The sequence below is a fragment of the Paenibacillus sp. FSL K6-2859 genome, assembly GCF_038008265.1.
In the GTDB taxonomy this organism is placed as follows: domain Bacteria; phylum Bacillota; class Bacilli; order Paenibacillales; family Paenibacillaceae; genus Paenibacillus_AQ; species Paenibacillus_AQ nitricinens.
In genome coordinates this window covers 832,143-848,630 of the sequence record NZ_JBBOYU010000001.1, presented here as the reverse complement: position 1 = coordinate 848,630, position 16,488 = coordinate 832,143, and the positions used below count along the sequence as shown (strand labels likewise).

At 43.7% G+C, this 16,488-nt stretch carries 17 protein-coding genes; 8 read left to right on the top strand and 9 right to left on the bottom strand.

What is annotated here, in order from left to right; genetic code table 11:
• Position 1: 1 nt before the first annotated feature.
• From MHB64_RS03735 to MHB64_RS03725, 3 genes are all read right to left on the bottom strand, one after another.
• Complete coding sequence (locus MHB64_RS03735) at positions 2-1,312, bottom strand: cytosine permease (protein WP_094876807.1); 1,311 nt, start codon at positions 1,310-1,312, stop codon at positions 2-4.
• Between the two features lie 37 nt (positions 1,313-1,349).
• Positions 1,350-1,931 (bottom strand): TetR/AcrR family transcriptional regulator, encoded by a 582-nt coding sequence (locus MHB64_RS03730; RefSeq protein ID WP_094870006.1) that lies wholly within the window; start codon positions 1,929-1,931, stop codon positions 1,350-1,352.
• A 196-nt stretch (positions 1,932-2,127) separates the two neighbouring features.
• Positions 2,128-2,580: a VOC family protein gene (locus MHB64_RS03725; RefSeq protein WP_341133751.1), complete on the bottom strand. Its 453-nt coding sequence runs from the start codon at positions 2,578-2,580 to the stop codon at positions 2,128-2,130.
• A gap of 96 nt (positions 2,581-2,676) precedes the next feature.
• On the opposite strand from MHB64_RS03725, the gene MHB64_RS03720 reads away from it, so the two are divergent.
• Positions 2,677-3,615 (top strand): helix-turn-helix transcriptional regulator, encoded by a 939-nt coding sequence (locus MHB64_RS03720; protein WP_341133750.1) that lies wholly within the window; start codon positions 2,677-2,679, stop codon positions 3,613-3,615.
• A gap of 92 nt (positions 3,616-3,707) precedes the next feature.
• Here MHB64_RS03720 and MHB64_RS03715 read toward each other — a convergent pair whose 3' ends face one another.
• Positions 3,708-4,145, bottom strand: a complete 438-nt coding sequence (locus MHB64_RS03715; protein ID WP_094870003.1) for an Lrp/AsnC family transcriptional regulator — start codon at positions 4,143-4,145, stop codon at positions 3,708-3,710.
• A gap of 137 nt (positions 4,146-4,282) precedes the next feature.
• Here MHB64_RS03715 and MHB64_RS03710 point away from each other — a divergent pair, with 137 nt between their 5' ends.
• The 3 genes from MHB64_RS03710 (at position 4,283) to MHB64_RS03700 (ending at position 6,764) form a co-directional block, all read left to right on the top strand.
• Entirely contained in the window at positions 4,283-4,867 is a 585-nt protein-coding gene (locus MHB64_RS03710; protein ID WP_094876804.1) for a beta-class carbonic anhydrase, read from the top strand.
• A 39-nt stretch (positions 4,868-4,906) separates the two neighbouring features.
• Positions 4,907-5,350, top strand: coding sequence for a cyanase (gene cynS / locus MHB64_RS03705; RefSeq protein WP_094870001.1), 444 nt, complete (start codon positions 4,907-4,909; stop codon positions 5,348-5,350).
• Between the two features lie 100 nt (positions 5,351-5,450).
• A complete protein-coding gene (locus MHB64_RS03700) occupies positions 5,451-6,764 on the top strand; it encodes a purine/pyrimidine permease (protein ID WP_341133749.1) in 1,314 nt (437 codons plus the stop codon).
• Positions 6,765-6,766: 2 nt separating this feature from the next.
• Here the strand turns inward: MHB64_RS03700 and MHB64_RS03695 are convergent, their stop codons facing one another.
• Entirely contained in the window at positions 6,767-7,441 is a 675-nt protein-coding gene (locus MHB64_RS03695; protein ID WP_341133748.1) for a MarR family transcriptional regulator, read from the bottom strand.
• 168 nt (positions 7,442-7,609) lie between these two features.
• On the opposite strand from MHB64_RS03695, the gene MHB64_RS03690 reads away from it, so the two are divergent.
• Entirely contained in the window at positions 7,610-8,233 is a 624-nt protein-coding gene (locus MHB64_RS03690) for an NAD(P)H-dependent oxidoreductase (protein ID WP_341133747.1), read from the top strand.
• On the opposite strand, the gene MHB64_RS03685 is transcribed toward MHB64_RS03690, so the two are convergent.
• Genes MHB64_RS03685 through lpdA form a run of 3 tightly spaced genes read right to left on the bottom strand, consistent with a single transcriptional unit; the run spans position 8,230 to position 11,397 of the window.
• The gene (locus MHB64_RS03685; protein ID WP_094876800.1) at positions 8,230-9,390 is read right to left on the bottom strand and encodes an ABC transporter permease; all 1,161 of its coding nucleotides are present in this window, start codon (positions 9,388-9,390) and stop codon (positions 8,230-8,232) included. The genes MHB64_RS03690 and MHB64_RS03685 overlap by 4 nt on opposite strands.
• Positions 9,374-10,006: an HlyD family efflux transporter periplasmic adaptor subunit gene (locus tag MHB64_RS03680; protein WP_341133746.1), complete on the bottom strand. Its 633-nt coding sequence runs from the start codon at positions 10,004-10,006 to the stop codon at positions 9,374-9,376. The genes MHB64_RS03685 and MHB64_RS03680 overlap by 17 nt, the downstream gene beginning before the upstream one ends.
• Complete coding sequence (lpdA, locus tag MHB64_RS03675; protein ID WP_341133745.1) at positions 10,003-11,397, bottom strand: dihydrolipoyl dehydrogenase; 1,395 nt, start codon at positions 11,395-11,397, stop codon at positions 10,003-10,005. The genes MHB64_RS03680 and lpdA overlap by 4 nt, the downstream gene beginning before the upstream one ends.
• Positions 11,398-11,593: 196 nt before the next feature.
• On the opposite strand from lpdA, the gene MHB64_RS03670 reads away from it, so the two are divergent.
• The 3 genes from MHB64_RS03670 to MHB64_RS03660 all read left to right on the top strand — a co-directional run bounded on the left by MHB64_RS03670 (position 11,594) and on the right by MHB64_RS03660 (position 13,717).
• Complete coding sequence (locus tag MHB64_RS03670; protein ID WP_094876797.1) at positions 11,594-12,160, top strand: TetR/AcrR family transcriptional regulator; 567 nt, start codon at positions 11,594-11,596, stop codon at positions 12,158-12,160.
• Between the two features lie 85 nt (positions 12,161-12,245).
• On the top strand, positions 12,246-13,238 hold the full coding sequence (locus MHB64_RS03665; protein WP_094876796.1) for a DUF4003 family protein: 993 nt from the start codon (positions 12,246-12,248) through the stop codon (positions 13,236-13,238).
• Between the two features lie 20 nt (positions 13,239-13,258).
• Entirely contained in the window at positions 13,259-13,717 is a 459-nt protein-coding gene (locus MHB64_RS03660; protein WP_094869993.1) for a GNAT family N-acetyltransferase, read from the top strand.
• A 120-nt stretch (positions 13,718-13,837) separates the two neighbouring features.
• Here the strand turns inward: MHB64_RS03660 and MHB64_RS03655 are convergent, their stop codons facing one another.
• Complete coding sequence (locus MHB64_RS03655) at positions 13,838-16,483, bottom strand: ABC transporter permease (RefSeq protein WP_341133744.1); 2,646 nt, start codon at positions 16,481-16,483, stop codon at positions 13,838-13,840.
• Positions 16,484-16,488: the final 5 nt, after the last annotated feature.

The window sequence follows — 16,488 nt, the reverse complement described above, 5'->3', positions numbered from 1 at the left end:
GTTATCCCTTCTTTGTCATGATTTTGCCGACCATCCATTGCACGATAAAGGCGAACATAAAGGCATCTAATGCCGGAACACTCGTCACCTGGAACCATCCAAATCCATCTGGAGCTGCGGTGGTCATAAAAGCAAATAACGTAGCTGCAACCCATACGGCTAAGGAGCGAATCACCCAGTTTTTATTGCGGTCCAAACCTTCAAAAGTGAATTTCTTTCGATCCACAAGCAAAAATTCAGATGTATAAATCCCCCCGATGGGTGAGACAAACATCGTAATAATGTTTAGGAAAGATAAGAACTTATCATAGATCCCTAATACGGCAAGAAACGTAGCAATAATACCAGCAATAATCGTAATCAGCTTCTTCGGTACTTTCTGGAACACGACAGAGAAACCTAGCGATGCTGAGTATAAGTTACTCGTATTCGTCGTCCATTGCGCAAGTGTTAAGACGATAATCGCAGGAAGACCAAGCCCCAGCGCAATGAAAATATTCGTTAGATCATCTGTATCCATGATTCTAGATAGAAAGATAGCCACAATCGCCATAAAGCTGTTTCCTACAAAGAAGCCGATAAACGCAGCCGTAATGGCATGCATAGGAGTACGTGCCCAACGAGCTATATCAGGTGACAGCACCGTACCCACGATAAAGATACCGATAACAAGCGAAATCGCTGTTCCCATTGGGATCGTTGCACCGCTAATCGGTTCCCAGGCTGCTGAAGCTCCTTTGGTGTGGAACGCTGAATAAATAGCCACTCCGATAAATAAAATAAGCAATGGCACAGACCAGGTGCTTAGCCGCTCAATGGATCGATACCCCCAAATAGCCGTCGACATCATCAGCAGCCCGCCTATAAATGAAAGCACGCCTAGGGACAAATGAATATCCCATAATTGACTAAACGCAGTCTGCATATTCGAAGCGAAGAATCCGACCTGCACCCCAAACCAACCGAGTGAGAAAATACCGAGGATAATCGCAACGACACGTGCACCTACATTTCCGAATAGAAAACGTGAGATCATCGACGTAGATAAACCCGTTTTCGCACCTACATATGCACACATAGCTCCAATTACCCCTAGAATCATCGATCCGATGATCGTAGCTGTCAGCGAATCTGTGAGATTCATGCCATTGCCAAGCTGCGCCCCCAAGAACATTGCTGATAAATCAATCCCGATGGCGATCCAGACAAGCGACATGGACAGCCATCTTTTACGCATATGTATAGGAACGGGCTCTCTCTCAAAATCCCCCGAGCTTGAATCCTTCTGCTTTACTTGACTTACTTCTGCCATTCTCCCCATCCCCTTGTTGTTATCATCTTCCGTAGTTCTATGAGGACGCCCCATTCCAGTACATTTCAAACGCATGGTTCAGTTTACGCTCATATATTCCTTTAGAAGTGTAATAGAAATATTGCATGCTTAATCCATCCATCAAGTTGAGAAAAGCGTCTACGAGAAGCTGCACGGATTTATCGCGAATTACACCCTCTTCCATCCCTTGCGAGATGAATTGTTCAATGATCTTCGTCAGTATGGCGTCCGACGCCAGGAATGCTTCCTCAATCGTTTCCTTCAAAAATCCAGGTGGAAAGACTACATACCTCAGTACGATTTTGCTTGCTTCAGGACTCTGCTGATAGAATTGATACTGTCTGGATAGAATGCCACGAAGACTTTCCTTCGCACTCAGCACCTTCTGATCTTCCGACAACTCCTGAATATAAGTGTTATAGGACAACATCGCCTCACGGAAGACCGTCATAAACAAATCCTCTTTATTCTCAAAAAAAGCATAGATCGCCGGAGTCTTCACGCCAACTTCCTTCGCAATTTCAGAAAGAGCTGTACCTTCGTACCCCTTCTCACCGAATAATCTCATCGCCACTTCTTTCAGCTTGTTTTTGGTCAAGATATTTCACACCCTTATTTACTTAATTAACGTTAATTAAAAATCACTATACATCTTTATGCATAAAAATTCAACGATTTTCAGAAAAATAGCAACAATACACTCAAAAAAAAGCTGACCACCATCAGGATAACTTCCTGATTGATGGTCAGCTGAACGGTTCACTCGGTGTGCATTAGACGCAAAATACATATTTTTATGAATGTAATCTCTCATCAAACATCAATTGAATTTGAATACCAAATGGGTCTTCAATAATGCCATAGGCTTTGCTGAACACATTACTAGATAAAGGAGCAATAATCTTTACGCGCTCATCTGTCACTAAGCTTTTATAAAAACCTTCAATTTCCTCTAAATCAGCACTTTGTATACACAATGATGTGTTATTCCCCACTGTATATTTCTCATTCTTATTCATTGTATCTTCTGCTATCATTACTTTTGTTTTTCCGATTAACAAGACAGAGTGAGTAATGTAATCCTTATTCTCATCCGTAAGCTGTATGGAACCGTCACGTTCTGCAAGCTGTTGATAAGTAACACGTAGCAATTCCTCTGCCTTAAAATGTTGTTCGTAAAATTCTATAGCTTCCTTTGTGCTTCCGTTCATCGATAAGAAAATAGCTACTTCTAGTGTTGCACTCATCGTATAACTCTCCTTCGTAGGTTTGATATGTGGCCCTGAACTTATTATCTTATATAAAGGTATCAAAACATGACACCTTAATAAGGAGCTTTTTATATGATGAAACCAGAACGATTAAATGACATGATGCGATACTTAAACGGGCGAGAGTTTTTTAATCTAAGTGACCTCATGGCGAAATATAATATTTCAAAAAGCACAGCGCTACGTGATATTGCTTCATTAGAACAATTAGGTATGCCTATCTTTTCGGAGCATGGGAGATATGGACGATATGGTATTTTAAAAAATAGATTGTTATCCCCTATTATTTTCACCATGGATGAAGTGTATGCACTGTACTTTGCCATGCTGACCTTAGAATCTTATCAATCCACTCCGTTTCATTTAAGTGTGAACAAGCTAAACGAAAAGTTCGAACACTGTCTATCGAATACACAAATCGACCAGATTCATAAAATGAAAAAGGTTCTACAATTCGAAATGGTTCAGCATAAGCATGTTAGTCGTTTCTTAGATAAAATCCTAGCAAGTATTCTAAATGAGAGTGCCTGTAACATTGAATATACAAAAAACAACCGGCTAAAAAGCTACTCTGTGCAATTCTTCAGAATTTCCGCAAAGTTTGGGCAATGGTATGCTACTGGAATAGAGCTTACTACGAATAAATATAGGGTTTACAGAGGGGATAGAATATCCTTCTTGGAAGAAGATAAGAGAGCAGCCCGCTATTCTTTAGAAGAACTTCTTAGCCGTTCCTTAGAATTTTATCAATCTGCGAGCAATATTCACTTTGAAGTTGAGATCGAGGAACAAGCCAAGGATATTTTTTATAAAGAACGTTATCCTTCTATGGAAATAGAAGCTGGCCCGAGAACTATCATTAAGGGATTCTATCATCCAGGCGAAGAAGAATTTCTAGCTAATTATTTCATGCGTTATGGTCAATATGTTAGAGCGGTGAAGCCTGAAGCCTTAAAACAAATGATTCAGGATAAAGTTAAGAATCTCTTAAATCACTATCAGAAACTATAAATGGAACGAAAAAAAAGAAGGGTCTATGCCCCTCTTTACTACTTCTCCAAAATAGACCGCATTGTAATTCTAGCGGTTTATTTTGGCATGGATTATGATTTTATTTTTCCGATGGATAGATTCACTCGATAATTGCCATGTTTCAAAAGCTGCGCCAGAAATGCCTCAAGCTCCTCATTAGAAGCAAAATGTCCGGTTAACACATAACATCCTTCTCCGCTAATTCGATGCACTTCGGTAATAGCATCCTCTGCCATCACGAACTTCTGGAATAAAGGATGATTGGCTGATTCCACAAAAAATGTAATAAAGGCTGTGATAGACAGTCCTAGCTTTGCTTTATTAGTAACGATCGTATATTGCTCGATAACCCCTAAATCTTCTAAACGTCTAATGCGATTTCCGACCGCTTGGCCGGTCATATGTATCTTTTGGCCGATGTCCTTCCACTGAATTCTGGAGTTCTCTTTTAGTAATGCTAGTATCGCAAAATCGATATGGTCAAAAATAAAAATCAATCCTTTCGTCATGAAAGCAAATGGACATATAGCGTTTCGCCAACTTATTCAGCATTTAAGCATGACTATCTATACTTAGTTATATCCTGATTCACTAGTTAGTAGCCATTGAAACAGTGATAACTAAACACTTTAAAGGAGGTCCAAGAATGCTATTACAAGAAATTTTAGAGTATAACGATCAGTTCGTAGAAGACAAGGAGTATCTACCTTATGAGGGAACAAAATTCCCTAAAAAACGCATGGTTGTCGTAACATGCATGGATGCACGACTGATTGAACTGTTACCTAAAGCCCTAAATATACACAATGGGGATGCCAAAGTCATCAAAACAGCAGGTGGAACGATTACCCATGCATTTGGAAGCATCATGCGCAGTATCGTAACGGCTGTCTATGAACTGAATGCGGAAGAAATTTATATTATCGGTCACCACAATTGTGGCATGAGTCAAAGTAACCCTGAAGGAACACTTCAAAAAATAATGGATCGTGGAGTCGCGACACCAGAAATTCTTTCTTCACTTGAATATGCAGGTATCGATCTTCATAAATGGTTGTTCGGCTTTACGAATGTCGTAGATTCGATTAAAGGAAACATAGATCTGGTGCGTAATCATCCGCTCATTCCGAAAGAGGTAGCTGTTCATGGTCTGGTGATTGCACCCGACACTGGTAAACTCGATCTGATTGTAAATGGATATGAACAAGTAACAGGCTACGACAAGCACTAAGCGATACTCATTATACTAAACTAAAGGGAGCAATAAAATATGAATAGAAAAGAAGCGACACAACAAATATTGGACGCTAAATTTGCAAAAGGATTAACTTGGGGCGAAATTGCAAAGGAAAGCGAGCATTCAGAGAGCTGGGTTGTAACTGCACTGTTGGGCCAAGCGACAATGACGCGTAATGAAGCAGATAAAATGGGGGAATTGCTTGAACTCGATGAACAAGTCGTTCAAGCACTCACACAAATCCCACACCGTGGCGATGTCATTGCTATGCCGCCTACAGATCCAGGACTGTATCGCCTATACGAAATGCTGCTTGTATACGGTCCAACGATTAGAGAACTTGTTTTGGAGAAACTTGGCGAAGGTATCATGAGCGCGATCGATTTCCAATTCGACGTACAGAAGCAAGAAGATCCGAACGGTGACCGTATCATTCTGACGATGAACGGAAAGTTTTTGCCATATCGCAAATGGTAATAGATTAAGGAGCAAGCCACCTTTTAACGATTTCACATTGAAAGGTGGCTTGCATTTTCCGTATAGATTGTATAGTTAACAATAGTGAAGGTGAGTAGATATGAAGAACAAATGTGTTACCGATAGTCTCAGCACTATACAATGGTTTATTTTTTTGCTAGCCAATGCAGTGGCGCTGCCCATTGTCATTGGAGGTATTTTTCAATTGTCGTTTGAACAAATTTCAACCTTAATGCAGCGGACATTTTTCGTTGTAGGAATCAGTTCATTTATTCAGGGATGGTTAGGACATAAATATCCTATTGCAGACGGTCCTGCGGGATCATGGGTAAGTATCTTTATCATATTAGGCAACTTAGCTTTAATTCAAGGGCAAGATCAAATGAATGCATTACAAATTCTAGAAGGAGGATTAATCGTAGCCGGGCTTGTTCTCTTCATATTAGGAACTACAGGGTTAGTTTATAAGCTTCAATTTTTATTTACACCCTTAGTTTCGGGTTCATTTTTATTCATTCTCGCCTTGCAATTAAGCGGTGTATTAGTCAAGGGCATGCTTGGAGTACAGGAAACAAGCGCCGAACCAGATGGTATAGCAGCACTCATATCCTTTTTTATTTTTGGACTTGTTATTTTTCTCTCTATTAAAGGAAGAGGATGGATTAGTAGTTACGCCGTACTGATTGGAATCGGCTTGGGTTCGGCATTATTTGCAGCATTCGGGAAAGTGGGGCCAACATTTACAGCTTTAACCCCCGTCTTGAAGTTCCCTCATATTTTTGCTTGGGGAGTACCTCAATTTGATCTAGGGATCGTGATTACCTCACTGTTGTTTACGTTTTTGTTAGTATCCAATACAATTTCTTCTATTTCCGCTGTAAAACAAGTAGTTCCGGTTTTACCGAAAGATGAAAAAACAGCATTAAGCCGAGGGATTTGGACGGGAGGGATCTCTCATATACTAGCCGCCCTATTCTCAACGATAGGAGTTGTTCCTTTACCAGCCTCGGCGGGCTTTATGAAATTAACAGGGCAAAAGCGAATTCGGCCATTTCTTATGGCCTGTATGTTACTAACCGTTATCGCGCTAATGCCGTCCGTTGTCAATGTGCTAGCGTTACTTCCAGCGCCTGTAGCCAATGCAGCACTTCTAGCTACTTTTGTACAAATCGTAGGGATTGCATTCCAATCCTTGCTACAGGAACAGCTTGATCATCGCCGATTAACGATACTAGGAATAACTTTGTTGGTGAGCATTGGACTCATGTTTTTGCCTCCAGCGGTATTTCAGAGTCTCCCTTCCACACTTCGATATATTTGCAGTAATGGTCTGCTTGTCGGCACTATACTGGCCATGCTTTTAGAGCAAATTTGGAAAAGTGAAAAGAAAATAAGCCACTGTCAAAAATTATAAAGCTACCCAAAAGAGGTAAAAAATACATCCTGCAGAATGGCTTTAGCTTTTTTAAGGTTGCGCGTGTCCAGTTGGTTAAGCATTTCTACGATTTGACTCATTTCATCGCTATCTATTACCTCAAGTGATTCTCCAGCATTTAATAGTTCTTCTTCAGCAACCGATTCCGAATGAACCCATGATGCTTCTAAAGTATCCTCGAACGCTTGCATCAGAAATAATAATTCATCTGTGTTATACCTCTGCAGAAACCGAGTTATCCCTTTATTCATCTCCTTATGTAGTTCTTGATGCAAATCGAATATTTCTTTTCCGAGAGGTGTTGTAAGAAACAGCACTTCTTTTTTATTTTCGGGGAGAAACTCCGTGCGAATCATTTGCTGCTGAACTAATTTTCTAGTGATTTTGGACACGCTACCTTTCGGAATCCCGAAATGCTTCGAAATAGTAGTGCCATTCACCGGCTCAAGCTGTCCAATTGCATCTATTACATGCAGCATCATGACTGTGGAGTCTTGGAGAAAATCAATGATAAGTGGATTACTACAGTTCTGGAGCAGCCATTCCTTTTCTTCATCATCCTCCGATTGAAATCGTTTTTGTAATTGAGGAATCATCTCTATCAGTTTTTTTATCAATAAATCCTTATTCGGTAAGTTCTCGAAAGAATGCGTCACTGTTAAGTCTCCTCGTAAATTCATCTTATGATCATCTTAACAAGACACAGCTCAAAAATAAAGTTTCCTAGAAATAATATTGACAACAAGGAAACTTAAAATGTACTATTGTTTCCATAGTCATTATTTTATTTCCAGGAAACAATAAAACGTAAAGAAGGTATTTATATGAATGTCTTAATTATTTTTGATCATCCATACGGAGCATCGGCGTCCGAGAATGTCCCACATCAGCGAAGCTATTCCGCAGCTCTGCTAGCCTCCGTGATGCGAGGTCTTACCACTAAAGGCCATACGATCGATCTTATCGATTTGCATGCCGATGGATTTAATCCAATCATGTCGCGCGAAGAACTTGCTGCTTGGCGACAAAAGAAAACCGTCGACCCCCTAGTCGCCAATTATCAGCAACGGCTTATGGCAGCAGATCATATCGTCTTCCTATTCCCCATTTGGTGGGAGGCCATGCCTGCTCTTACCAAAGGCTTTCTGGATAAGGTCTTCGCAAAAGGCATTGTCTATGAGGAAATCAAACCTGGACGGCCCTTTAAATGCTTACTCCCGAATATGAAAGGCGTATCCCTGCTGACGGTAATGAACACGCCCGACTTTGTTTACCGCTGGATATTTGGCAACCCTATCACCAAAATCCTGTTCAGAGGAACCTTCCGCAAAATGGGCATACGAAAGAACCTCCGTTGGTATAATTATGCCGGCATGTCAGATCGCAGCTTGGAAGAACGGGTGAAATATCTTGATAAGACAGAACAACGGTTTGCACGACTAGACTAGATTACTGAAGCGCTGACGGATTCCGAGAACGAAACCTCCTGCTTCTTCACTTCCTGGAGCACCAATAATCCAATTAATAAGGAAGCAACGCCAATAAGGATCAGCAGCGCTCCCAGCTCCAGACTGTAGGCAGATAACGCCCCATCCCGAAAAGCCATCCCGCGTATGAGCCGGTTCAGCCAGTTCATCGGTAATACCCAAGCGGAAATTTGAAAAAACGCAGGAAACGCTAGTGGACTCAGTTGGATTCCAGTAGCAAGAAATGACGGATACAATACGAAATTGGTTCGTAAATTAACTTTGGAAGCGTCTTTGGCGGTATAGCCAATCAACAGGCCCATAAGGGACAAAGCAAAGGCATACACAAGCAGCGGAATAATAAAAAGATAAGGCGCCGCTTCAAAACGCATTCCCCCCACCTGCTTTAATAAGCCATAACATAGGAGCAACGAAAGCGTGGTCAAGACAGCATAAGGGACACTACGAATCCAAATTTGCCAAGGCGACTTCCCGTTTGTAAAAAGTTTTCCTTCCTGCCGCAAACGCGGGACAATGGCGCCCGCTGCGCTTGTTGTAATCATCAGCACCACAATATTCACAAATCCAATGACCATAAAGCTCACATAACTTGTGGTCGGATTGAACAACATCCGCTGTTGGAGAGATAACGGTGAAACAAGCCCTTTAGAGGCTTCGGCATCCATCCCCTTCTGAATCAGACGGGTCATCGAAAGCGTCATATTCTCCGTCTGAATGACTTCCTGAATGGCAGTTCGGATGCCGGTTAGCCCTGAGGGCATCGTGTTATCCATCAAGATGCCGATATTCGTTGAAATCCCCTGCTGTTGATGTTGTCCCAGCTCTTTAGGAAGCGTGATAACTGCGACAGCTTGCTCATTTGCCAGTATAGTTTCTGGATTTAAGCGGCTGGCGTACACATTGGTTACTTTCATATAAGGAGAGGCATTGATTTTAGAGATCAGCTGCCTTGAATACGAACTGTGATCCTCATCAATAACTACAACATGCGATTCGCTGATTTGATTCTTCGAGAACATCAAGCCAAAAAACAGAGCCGCAATAAGCGGACCAATAAAAATCAGGCGTAAATACTTACTGCCCGCCACGTACTTCCACTCATCAATCAGTGACTTCATCGAGCTTCACCTCCGCTGTCATCCCCGGAAGCAACTCAGCATTCGCATCCATAGCTACACGGACAAGAAACATACTTAAATCCGCTTGCCCCTTTTCACGTGACATACGTAAGCTCGCAAATTGAGGGGCGGCTGCGATGGAAGTAATTACACCCGTCACCTCCGCTTCATGCTCCAAATACGGAAAATGAACCCCAATATTTTGATTCACCTTTAGCTTTTGGATTTCACTTTCCTGTACGTAAAGGTCTGTATAAAAGCTGTTTTTTTGCAGCACCGCCAGTGGCATGCCTTGCTGTACTTGATCTCCCGGCTTTACAACCATCCTGTTGACCGATCCGTCCTCAGGCGCGAGTACATCTGTTTCTCCTTCTTCAGCGGATTTAACCTTGAACAATACCTCTCCCTGTTTTATAGAATCACCTACAGCCACACGGACCTCAACAATTGACCCTGGACTGTTCTGATAAAATATAGTCTTTTGCTCTGCATCAAGAATCCCTTGCTTCCTGCTCTCAGCCTGACTAACAGCATCCTTACCTTTTACTGCAAGCAGCGACCCTCCAACGATCAACACAACCGCAATTCCAATATACAAGCCTGCTTTTATCTTCATTTTCCACGCTCTCCCCTTATCATTTTTCTAACCGCATTTTCGGCAGCCTCCATAATCACTTCTCCCAATGTAGGATGAGGGTGAATGGTCATCGCCAAATCCTCCACAGTGGCTCCCATCTCAATGGCAAGGGCAAGCTCCGACACGAGTGTGGATGCCTCCACGCCAACGATTTGGGCCCCCATCACGATTCCTGAGATCGGATTTGCTACAATTTTGACGAAGCCCTCAGTTTCCTTCAGGGCCAATGCTCTCCCGTTAATCCCAAAGGTGGATTTACCAATTACGATCGGGATGCCCTTTGCTCTTGCTTCTGTTTCACTTAAGCCCACGCTCGCTAACTCTGGTTCAGAAAAAACAACAAGCGGAATGGCTCTATAATCAACCTCGGAGGAAAGGCCTGCAATGGCTTCTGCCGCAATTTTAGCTTCATAGGACGCCTTGTGAGCAAGGGCTGGACCTGACGTAATATCCCCAATTGCAAAAATATTCGGAATAGCCGTTCTGCACTGTTCGTCTGTCTCAATCAATCCTCTAGCCGTCACGGGCAAGCCTATACGATCCAGTCCTAAATTGCCGTCTGTATTTGGTTTTCTCCCGACAGTGACTAACACATATTCCGCTGTCACATGCAGCTGTTCCTGATTTTTCAAATAATGCAGTGTGATGGTATCTGCACTCTGCATTACGTTCACAGCTGTCGCTCCGGTAATCATCTTAATCCCATCAGCCTTCAACTGCCTTCCAACAGGGTTCACAAGCTCCGCCTCAAATCCAGGCAGCACTTGATCTCCTCCCTCCAGAATCGTTACCTTTGTTCCAAATTTGGCATACATTTGCCCCAGTTCAATCCCTATATATCCCCCACCAATAACAACTAAGCTAGTTGGAGCTTCGGAGAGTGACAGAGCTTCTGTAGAAGATAAAACACGTCCGCCAACCGGAAAGGCTTGCAGCTCAATCGGACGTGATCCTGTGGCCAAGATGGCGTTTTTAAAAGAAATACTTTGCTCCTGCCCAGACTGACTGATAATCGCCGTATGCTCATCAACCAATCTTGCCTCTCCTTCCAAAATATTCACACCTGCCGTCTTTAATAAATAGCTAACTCCGCCTGCCTGCTTATTCACAATTCCCTGTTTGAAATCCTGAGCATTCTTAAATGACACTGCCGCCTCTGAAGAGCTGAACAGTCTAAACAACTCGTAACGATGAGACTCTGCAATTAATGCTTTGGATGGAATACACCCAACATTTGTACAAACCCCGCCAAGCTGATTGCGTTCAACAATTGCCGTCTTCATCCCAAGCTGGGCAGATTGCAGCGCCGCTACATACCCTCCCGGACCTGATCCAATGACCAACGTTTCTACGGATTCAAGCTTACTCATCGTCGCTACCTCCTGTTAAAGTTATTTTAAAATATGATGACCGTAATATATTATTATCATCATATTTTAAAACCGTCAACAACCCTGTTTAGCTATTCATCAGCTAATAGTGCTCACAATCGCTAAATTGACAGGCTTTATTATGATGATTATAATATTTTAAAAAGTATACTTATGAAGCTGTGGAGTGATTATAATGCCCTATCCCAAAGGCCATAAAATAAAAGTGCGGAATACGATTATTGAAAGTGCTGCTCAGGCTTTTCGCTCGCATGGTATTCATGATGTAAGTGTTCCCTTCATTATGAAGGGTGCCGGGTTAACTCATGGCGGGTTTTATTCCCACTTTGACAATAAAGAACAACTGGTCGCCGAAGCCTGCCGGTATGCCATCAGTGATACCATCACACTTTTGCAGAAGGTTGCGGAGCAGGAAGAGCAGAAACCCAAAATCAATGCGGTCATTGATTATTATTTAAGTCCGTATCATCGCGACAAAACGGAGATGGGCTGCATTATTCCTGCCCTTTCTGCCGAAATAGCCCGTTCTTCCGAAGAAGTTCGGCGGATATTCACGCAGGAATTAGAGCGGATGGTTACATTCATCTCCACGCTGGCGGGCATTGACGCGTCCAAAGGTAGCACACTGTTCAGCACCATGGTTGGCTCTCTAGTTCTTGCACGGACAGTAAATGACCCTGAACTGAGCGACAGCCTCCTTTCGTCAGGCAAACGGTATGCTAAAGAGCTGGTTATGATCTAAAAACAATAAACACCCCAAACAAATGAATCCAACTCAGAAATTTTTCGTAATATTATGAATTATAGATAACTGAGGGGTGTATCCAATGAACGAGCAGTTTGCAGCAAGGGTTGAATTGTTCGCAGAGAACGCGCTGAGGATCAAAAAGGCTTTTCCTTGGCATAATGCAATGGTTAGCCGTTTGGCGGGGTTACTGTACACAGCAGAGAATAAAAGTGCAGATGAGGATGCGATTCGTGCGAGCCACGAGCTTATTAAAGAAAATACCGGAATGTTTTCTTCGTTTAGGGGGAACTCGGCAATCAGTATTGCTACTATGCTCTCTCTTTCTGCTGACAAGGAACAACAGCTTGCAAACACACTGACCGTATATGACTTATTGAAGGACGTCAAATTTAGAGCCTCTGATTATCTCGTCGTTGCCGCTTATCAAATCGCCGCTAATACGACAACAGATCAGTATCAGCGTACGGTAGAACGCGCAAAGATGTTTTACGATAGCATGAAAGCGAAGCACCGTTTCCTTACCGGACATGATGATTATATTTTCTCTGCCATGCTCGGCCTTTCCGATATCGACGTGGACAGCGGCATCGACCGGATGGAGCAGCTTTACACTACACTAAAGCCTGAATTTATGTCGGGGAACAGTGTGCAAGCTCTGACACAGGTACTGGTTCTTGGAAAAGAAGCTTCAGAAGCAGCGGATCGTGTACTGGCATTACGAGATGCGTTCCGTGCACATGGCATCCGGTTAGATAAGGAATATACCCTTTCTTCGCTGGGCGTGCTAACTTTGCTCTCCTCCAACAATAAGGACATGGTTACGGAAGTCTCAGAGACCTTCGAATTACTGCGTACCAAAAAAGGCTTTGGCAGCTGGTCCATTGTAAAGCAGGAATTGCTACTGCTGTCAGCTGCGCTAGTAGCCTTCAAATATGTAGAGGATGTGCAAAGCGGCATTGTAACCTCGATGCTTTCCACCAGCATCACTAATATTGTGATCGCACAGCAGGCTGCTCTTGCAGGGGCTGCGGCCGCTTCGGCTGCGGCTGCAGCTTCATCTTCTTCGAATTAAGTGAAAATGCGAGGGAAGACATGGACTCAATACAACCAATCAACACTAGAAATGAAGAATGTTTATACCGTCTACTGAATATTTGGGAATCCTCTGTGCGGCATACACATCTATTCCTGTCTGAACAGGACATTGATGCGTTGCGGCCACTGGTTATACAAGGGATGGAGCATATAAGTCGTCTGCTTGCTTTTATAGATGACCATGACCAATCGCTTGGATTCATAGGGATTCAGGATAACAAGATTGAAATGCTATTCGTAGAACCTGCTGCAATGGGAAAAGGCATTGGAAAATCACTCGTTGCTTATGCTATACAGACACTGAACGTACGCTACGTTGATGTAAATGAACAAAATCCGCAGGCCTTAGGTTTCTATGAGCATATGGGCTTTCAAGTTTTCGAGCGTTCTGCACTAGATGAACAGGGTAATCCTTTTCCTATCCTGCATATGAAGTTATCAATCGGCTCACGTTAAAAGATTCCATCGCCTCTCAAAGCAAAAGAGACCGCTTCGAGTAGCCAAAACAATGGCTGTTCGAAGCGGTCCTTTGTGGTTAAGTAGGATCAACTTTTGTTTTTGGTGTGGAAGCTCCGCTTATTCTACCGACTTTAACGCCTCAATCATATGAATCCGTTTGAGCTTAATGTGCATGAAAGCCATGACTATGCCTGAGAACAGCAGTGTTAAGAGTGCGGCATACACATAGCTTGGCCACTTAATAATCGGCGCGAACATCGTTGCATCCAGCTCAGCTGTATTCAAGACGAAGCTGTGCAATATAATGCCAAGACCCGATCCGGCTACAATGCCGAGTAGGCTTAGCAGCATATTCTCACGGTAAATATACAACGTTACTTCTTTATCATAAAATCCCAATACCTTGATCGTTGATAGTTCCCTGATCCGCTCAGAGACATTAATATTGGTCAAATTGTAGAGGACGACGAAAGCCAGAGCAGCAGCCGATACAATGAGCACCAAGGTTACAACGTCCATACTCTTCATGGTGTCATCAAAGGCAGTACCTACATTGCTGGAAAAGCTGACCGCTGCCACTCCCTCATTGTCCGTTAGCTTCTCGCCGAACTTGTCCTCCCATGCTTTGTCGTGCGTGGTATAGTTCAGCAGCTCTGTGTTGAACACCGGTTCATGTCCAAATACGGAAGAATAATACGCAGGTGTCATATAAACATAGTGCATTACATAGTTCTCTGTAATCCCTATGACCTTAATCTTGAATGTCTCGTTATCCTTGTCCACCACATTCAATGGGTCGCCGGGTTCAAGCCCGTATAATTTAGCCAGCTTCTCCGAGATTATAGCGCCCTCGTCCGAAAGCGTGCGTTTTTCACCACTCACTCGATCCCGCAGCTCCACATAATCGGATATCGCAGCAACAGATGCAGGGATGAACATATGCACATCCTGATCATTCACACCACTGCTGTGCGCTTTCATCGTTTCCTGTGCCACACTTAGTGATCCGGTTATAGTGGACTCGCCAGTGATCAATTGCTCGTAGGCATCCCGCACATCAGCAGACGCATCTTCATGCAGCGCTACAAGTGCATCATATTTCATAATTGTGCCGAACTGCTGGGGGGCAATGCTGCCGATCGAGTCTTTAAGACCAAAACCGGTCAGAATCAGCGCCGTACAGCCGGCCACGCCGAACACTGTCATGAACATCCGCTGCTTGTAGCGGAATAAATTCCGTGCGGTCACCTTTTGAACAAAGCTCAACCGTTTCCATACAAAAGTAACTCTCTCCAGTAAAATCCGCTGCCCGCTCTTTGGCGCCTTCGGACGCATCAATACGGAAGCGTTGCTTCGTAGTTCTACCCGCGCGGCAATCCAAGCCGTCAATGTAGTGCAGATTAGCGCCACTATAATGGAAATGATGGAATACGACGGATAGAAGCTTTTGATAAGATCCGGCAGATTATAAAGTGAACTGTACGCATTATAGATAATGGTTGGAAACATCGTAAATCCGAGCGCAAGTCCCGCAACCGAAGCCGTCAAGCTGGCAAGCGTACCATAAACCAAGAATTTGGCCATAATGTCACGGTTCCCATACCCAAGCGCTTTAAGTGTCCCGATCTGCAAACGATGCTCCTCGACCATCCGAGTCATAGTCGTCAAGCTGACCAGCGCAGCGATCAGGAAAAAGAATACCGGGAACGCACTCGCAATTGCCGACAATCGATCAGCGTTGTCTTTATATTCGGCATATCCCGGATTGGCACTTCGGTCAGTGACGTAGACCTTCGGAAGGCCCAGTTCTGCAAGCTTTTGCTCCCCTGCAGCTAGTTCCGCCTTGGCCGAGACCAGTCCGTCAGTAATAGCTTTCATGTTTGCAGCTTGTTCCTGCTGCACCACCTCTGGCTGGCGCTTTAATTCAGCAAGCTGTTGCTCGGCGGCGGCCACCTTACCTCGTCCACTGGACAGCTCCTTCTCACCTTCCGCGCGCATCTCCGCAAGCCGAGCCTCCGGCACGCCGGACAGCGCCTGCTCTACCGCCTTAGTATGCTGTTCGATCAATGCCTTGTACTCTGGCGAATAAGCCTTCACACTGGCTGTATCCTTAAAGGACAGATAGGCTTCCGTATACACCGGGAGCTTGAAATCTGACTCCGGAATTGCTGCGAATGCATCGGCCATACCCTTGCCGATCCCACTGGTGCCCCGGGTACTCTTTTCTATAAATTGTGGGCTTCGCACAAAACCTACAACCGTATAGTTCAGTGACGCAAAGTTGTTCGACAGCTCCGCATCCGATCCGTCACCGCTAAAGGTTATTTTGTCACCCAGCGCATATTTTCCAGCCAGCTTGTCATCCAATACGATTTCTCCGGAAACCTCTGGAAGACGTCCTTCAATCATACTGTACTGGTTAAGAGGTTTATCTGAATGATAAGAATGGACTTTGAGGATCAAAGCATTATCACCGCTGAACACATCCGTACTGTAACCCGGCTGGACTTCATCGATGCCCGGTATATCGCTCAGCAGGCCGATATTATCTTCGGTCAGACCATAGTTGGTCTGCACCTTCAGATCCATTAGTCTCGTCTCTTGATAAAAGGTTCCGGCTGTATCCAGCATATCCGGACCGGCTGACTTGATGCCGGAAAAGAAACTAACGCCCAGCATAATGATGGCAAAAATCGAAATGAACCGGGCTTTGGTATGCCTAATTTCACGAAAAATATCTTTCCACAATGCTCGCTTTTTCATAGATG

Bases quoted from the DNA above. Each gene is read 5' to 3' on its own strand.
- MHB64_RS03685 (WP_094876800.1), bottom strand. From the start codon at position 9,390: ATGAAGTCACTGATTGATGAGTGGAAGTACGTGGCGGGCAGTAAGTAT.
- MHB64_RS03670 (WP_094876797.1), top strand. From the start codon at position 11,594: ATGCCCTATCCCAAAGGCCATAAAATAAAAGTGCGGAATACGATTATT.
- MHB64_RS03690 (WP_341133747.1), top strand. From the start codon at position 7,610: ATGAATGTCTTAATTATTTTTGATCATCCATACGGAGCATCGGCGTCC.
- lpdA (WP_341133745.1), bottom strand. From the start codon at position 11,397: ATGAGTAAGCTTGAATCCGTAGAAACGTTGGTCATTGGATCAGGTCCG.
- MHB64_RS03720 (WP_341133750.1), top strand. From the start codon at position 2,677: ATGATGAAACCAGAACGATTAAATGACATGATGCGATACTTAAACGGG.
- MHB64_RS03665 (WP_094876796.1), top strand. From the start codon at position 12,246: ATGAACGAGCAGTTTGCAGCAAGGGTTGAATTGTTCGCAGAGAACGCG.
- MHB64_RS03700 (WP_341133749.1), top strand. From the start codon at position 5,451: ATGAAGAACAAATGTGTTACCGATAGTCTCAGCACTATACAATGGTTT.
- MHB64_RS03715 (WP_094870003.1), bottom strand. From the start codon at position 4,145: ATGACGAAAGGATTGATTTTTATTTTTGACCATATCGATTTTGCGATA.
- MHB64_RS03710 (WP_094876804.1), top strand. From the start codon at position 4,283: ATGCTATTACAAGAAATTTTAGAGTATAACGATCAGTTCGTAGAAGAC.
- MHB64_RS03735 (WP_094876807.1), bottom strand. From the start codon at position 1,312: ATGGCAGAAGTAAGTCAAGTAAAGCAGAAGGATTCAAGCTCGGGGGAT.
- MHB64_RS03725 (WP_341133751.1), bottom strand. From the start codon at position 2,580: ATGAGTGCAACACTAGAAGTAGCTATTTTCTTATCGATGAACGGAAGC.
- MHB64_RS03655 (WP_341133744.1), bottom strand. From the start codon at position 16,483: ATGAAAAAGCGAGCATTGTGGAAAGATATTTTTCGTGAAATTAGGCAT.
- MHB64_RS03680 (WP_341133746.1), bottom strand. From the start codon at position 10,006: ATGAAGATAAAAGCAGGCTTGTATATTGGAATTGCGGTTGTGTTGATC.
- MHB64_RS03660 (WP_094869993.1), top strand. From the start codon at position 13,259: ATGGACTCAATACAACCAATCAACACTAGAAATGAAGAATGTTTATAC.
- cynS (WP_094870001.1), top strand. From the start codon at position 4,907: ATGAATAGAAAAGAAGCGACACAACAAATATTGGACGCTAAATTTGCA.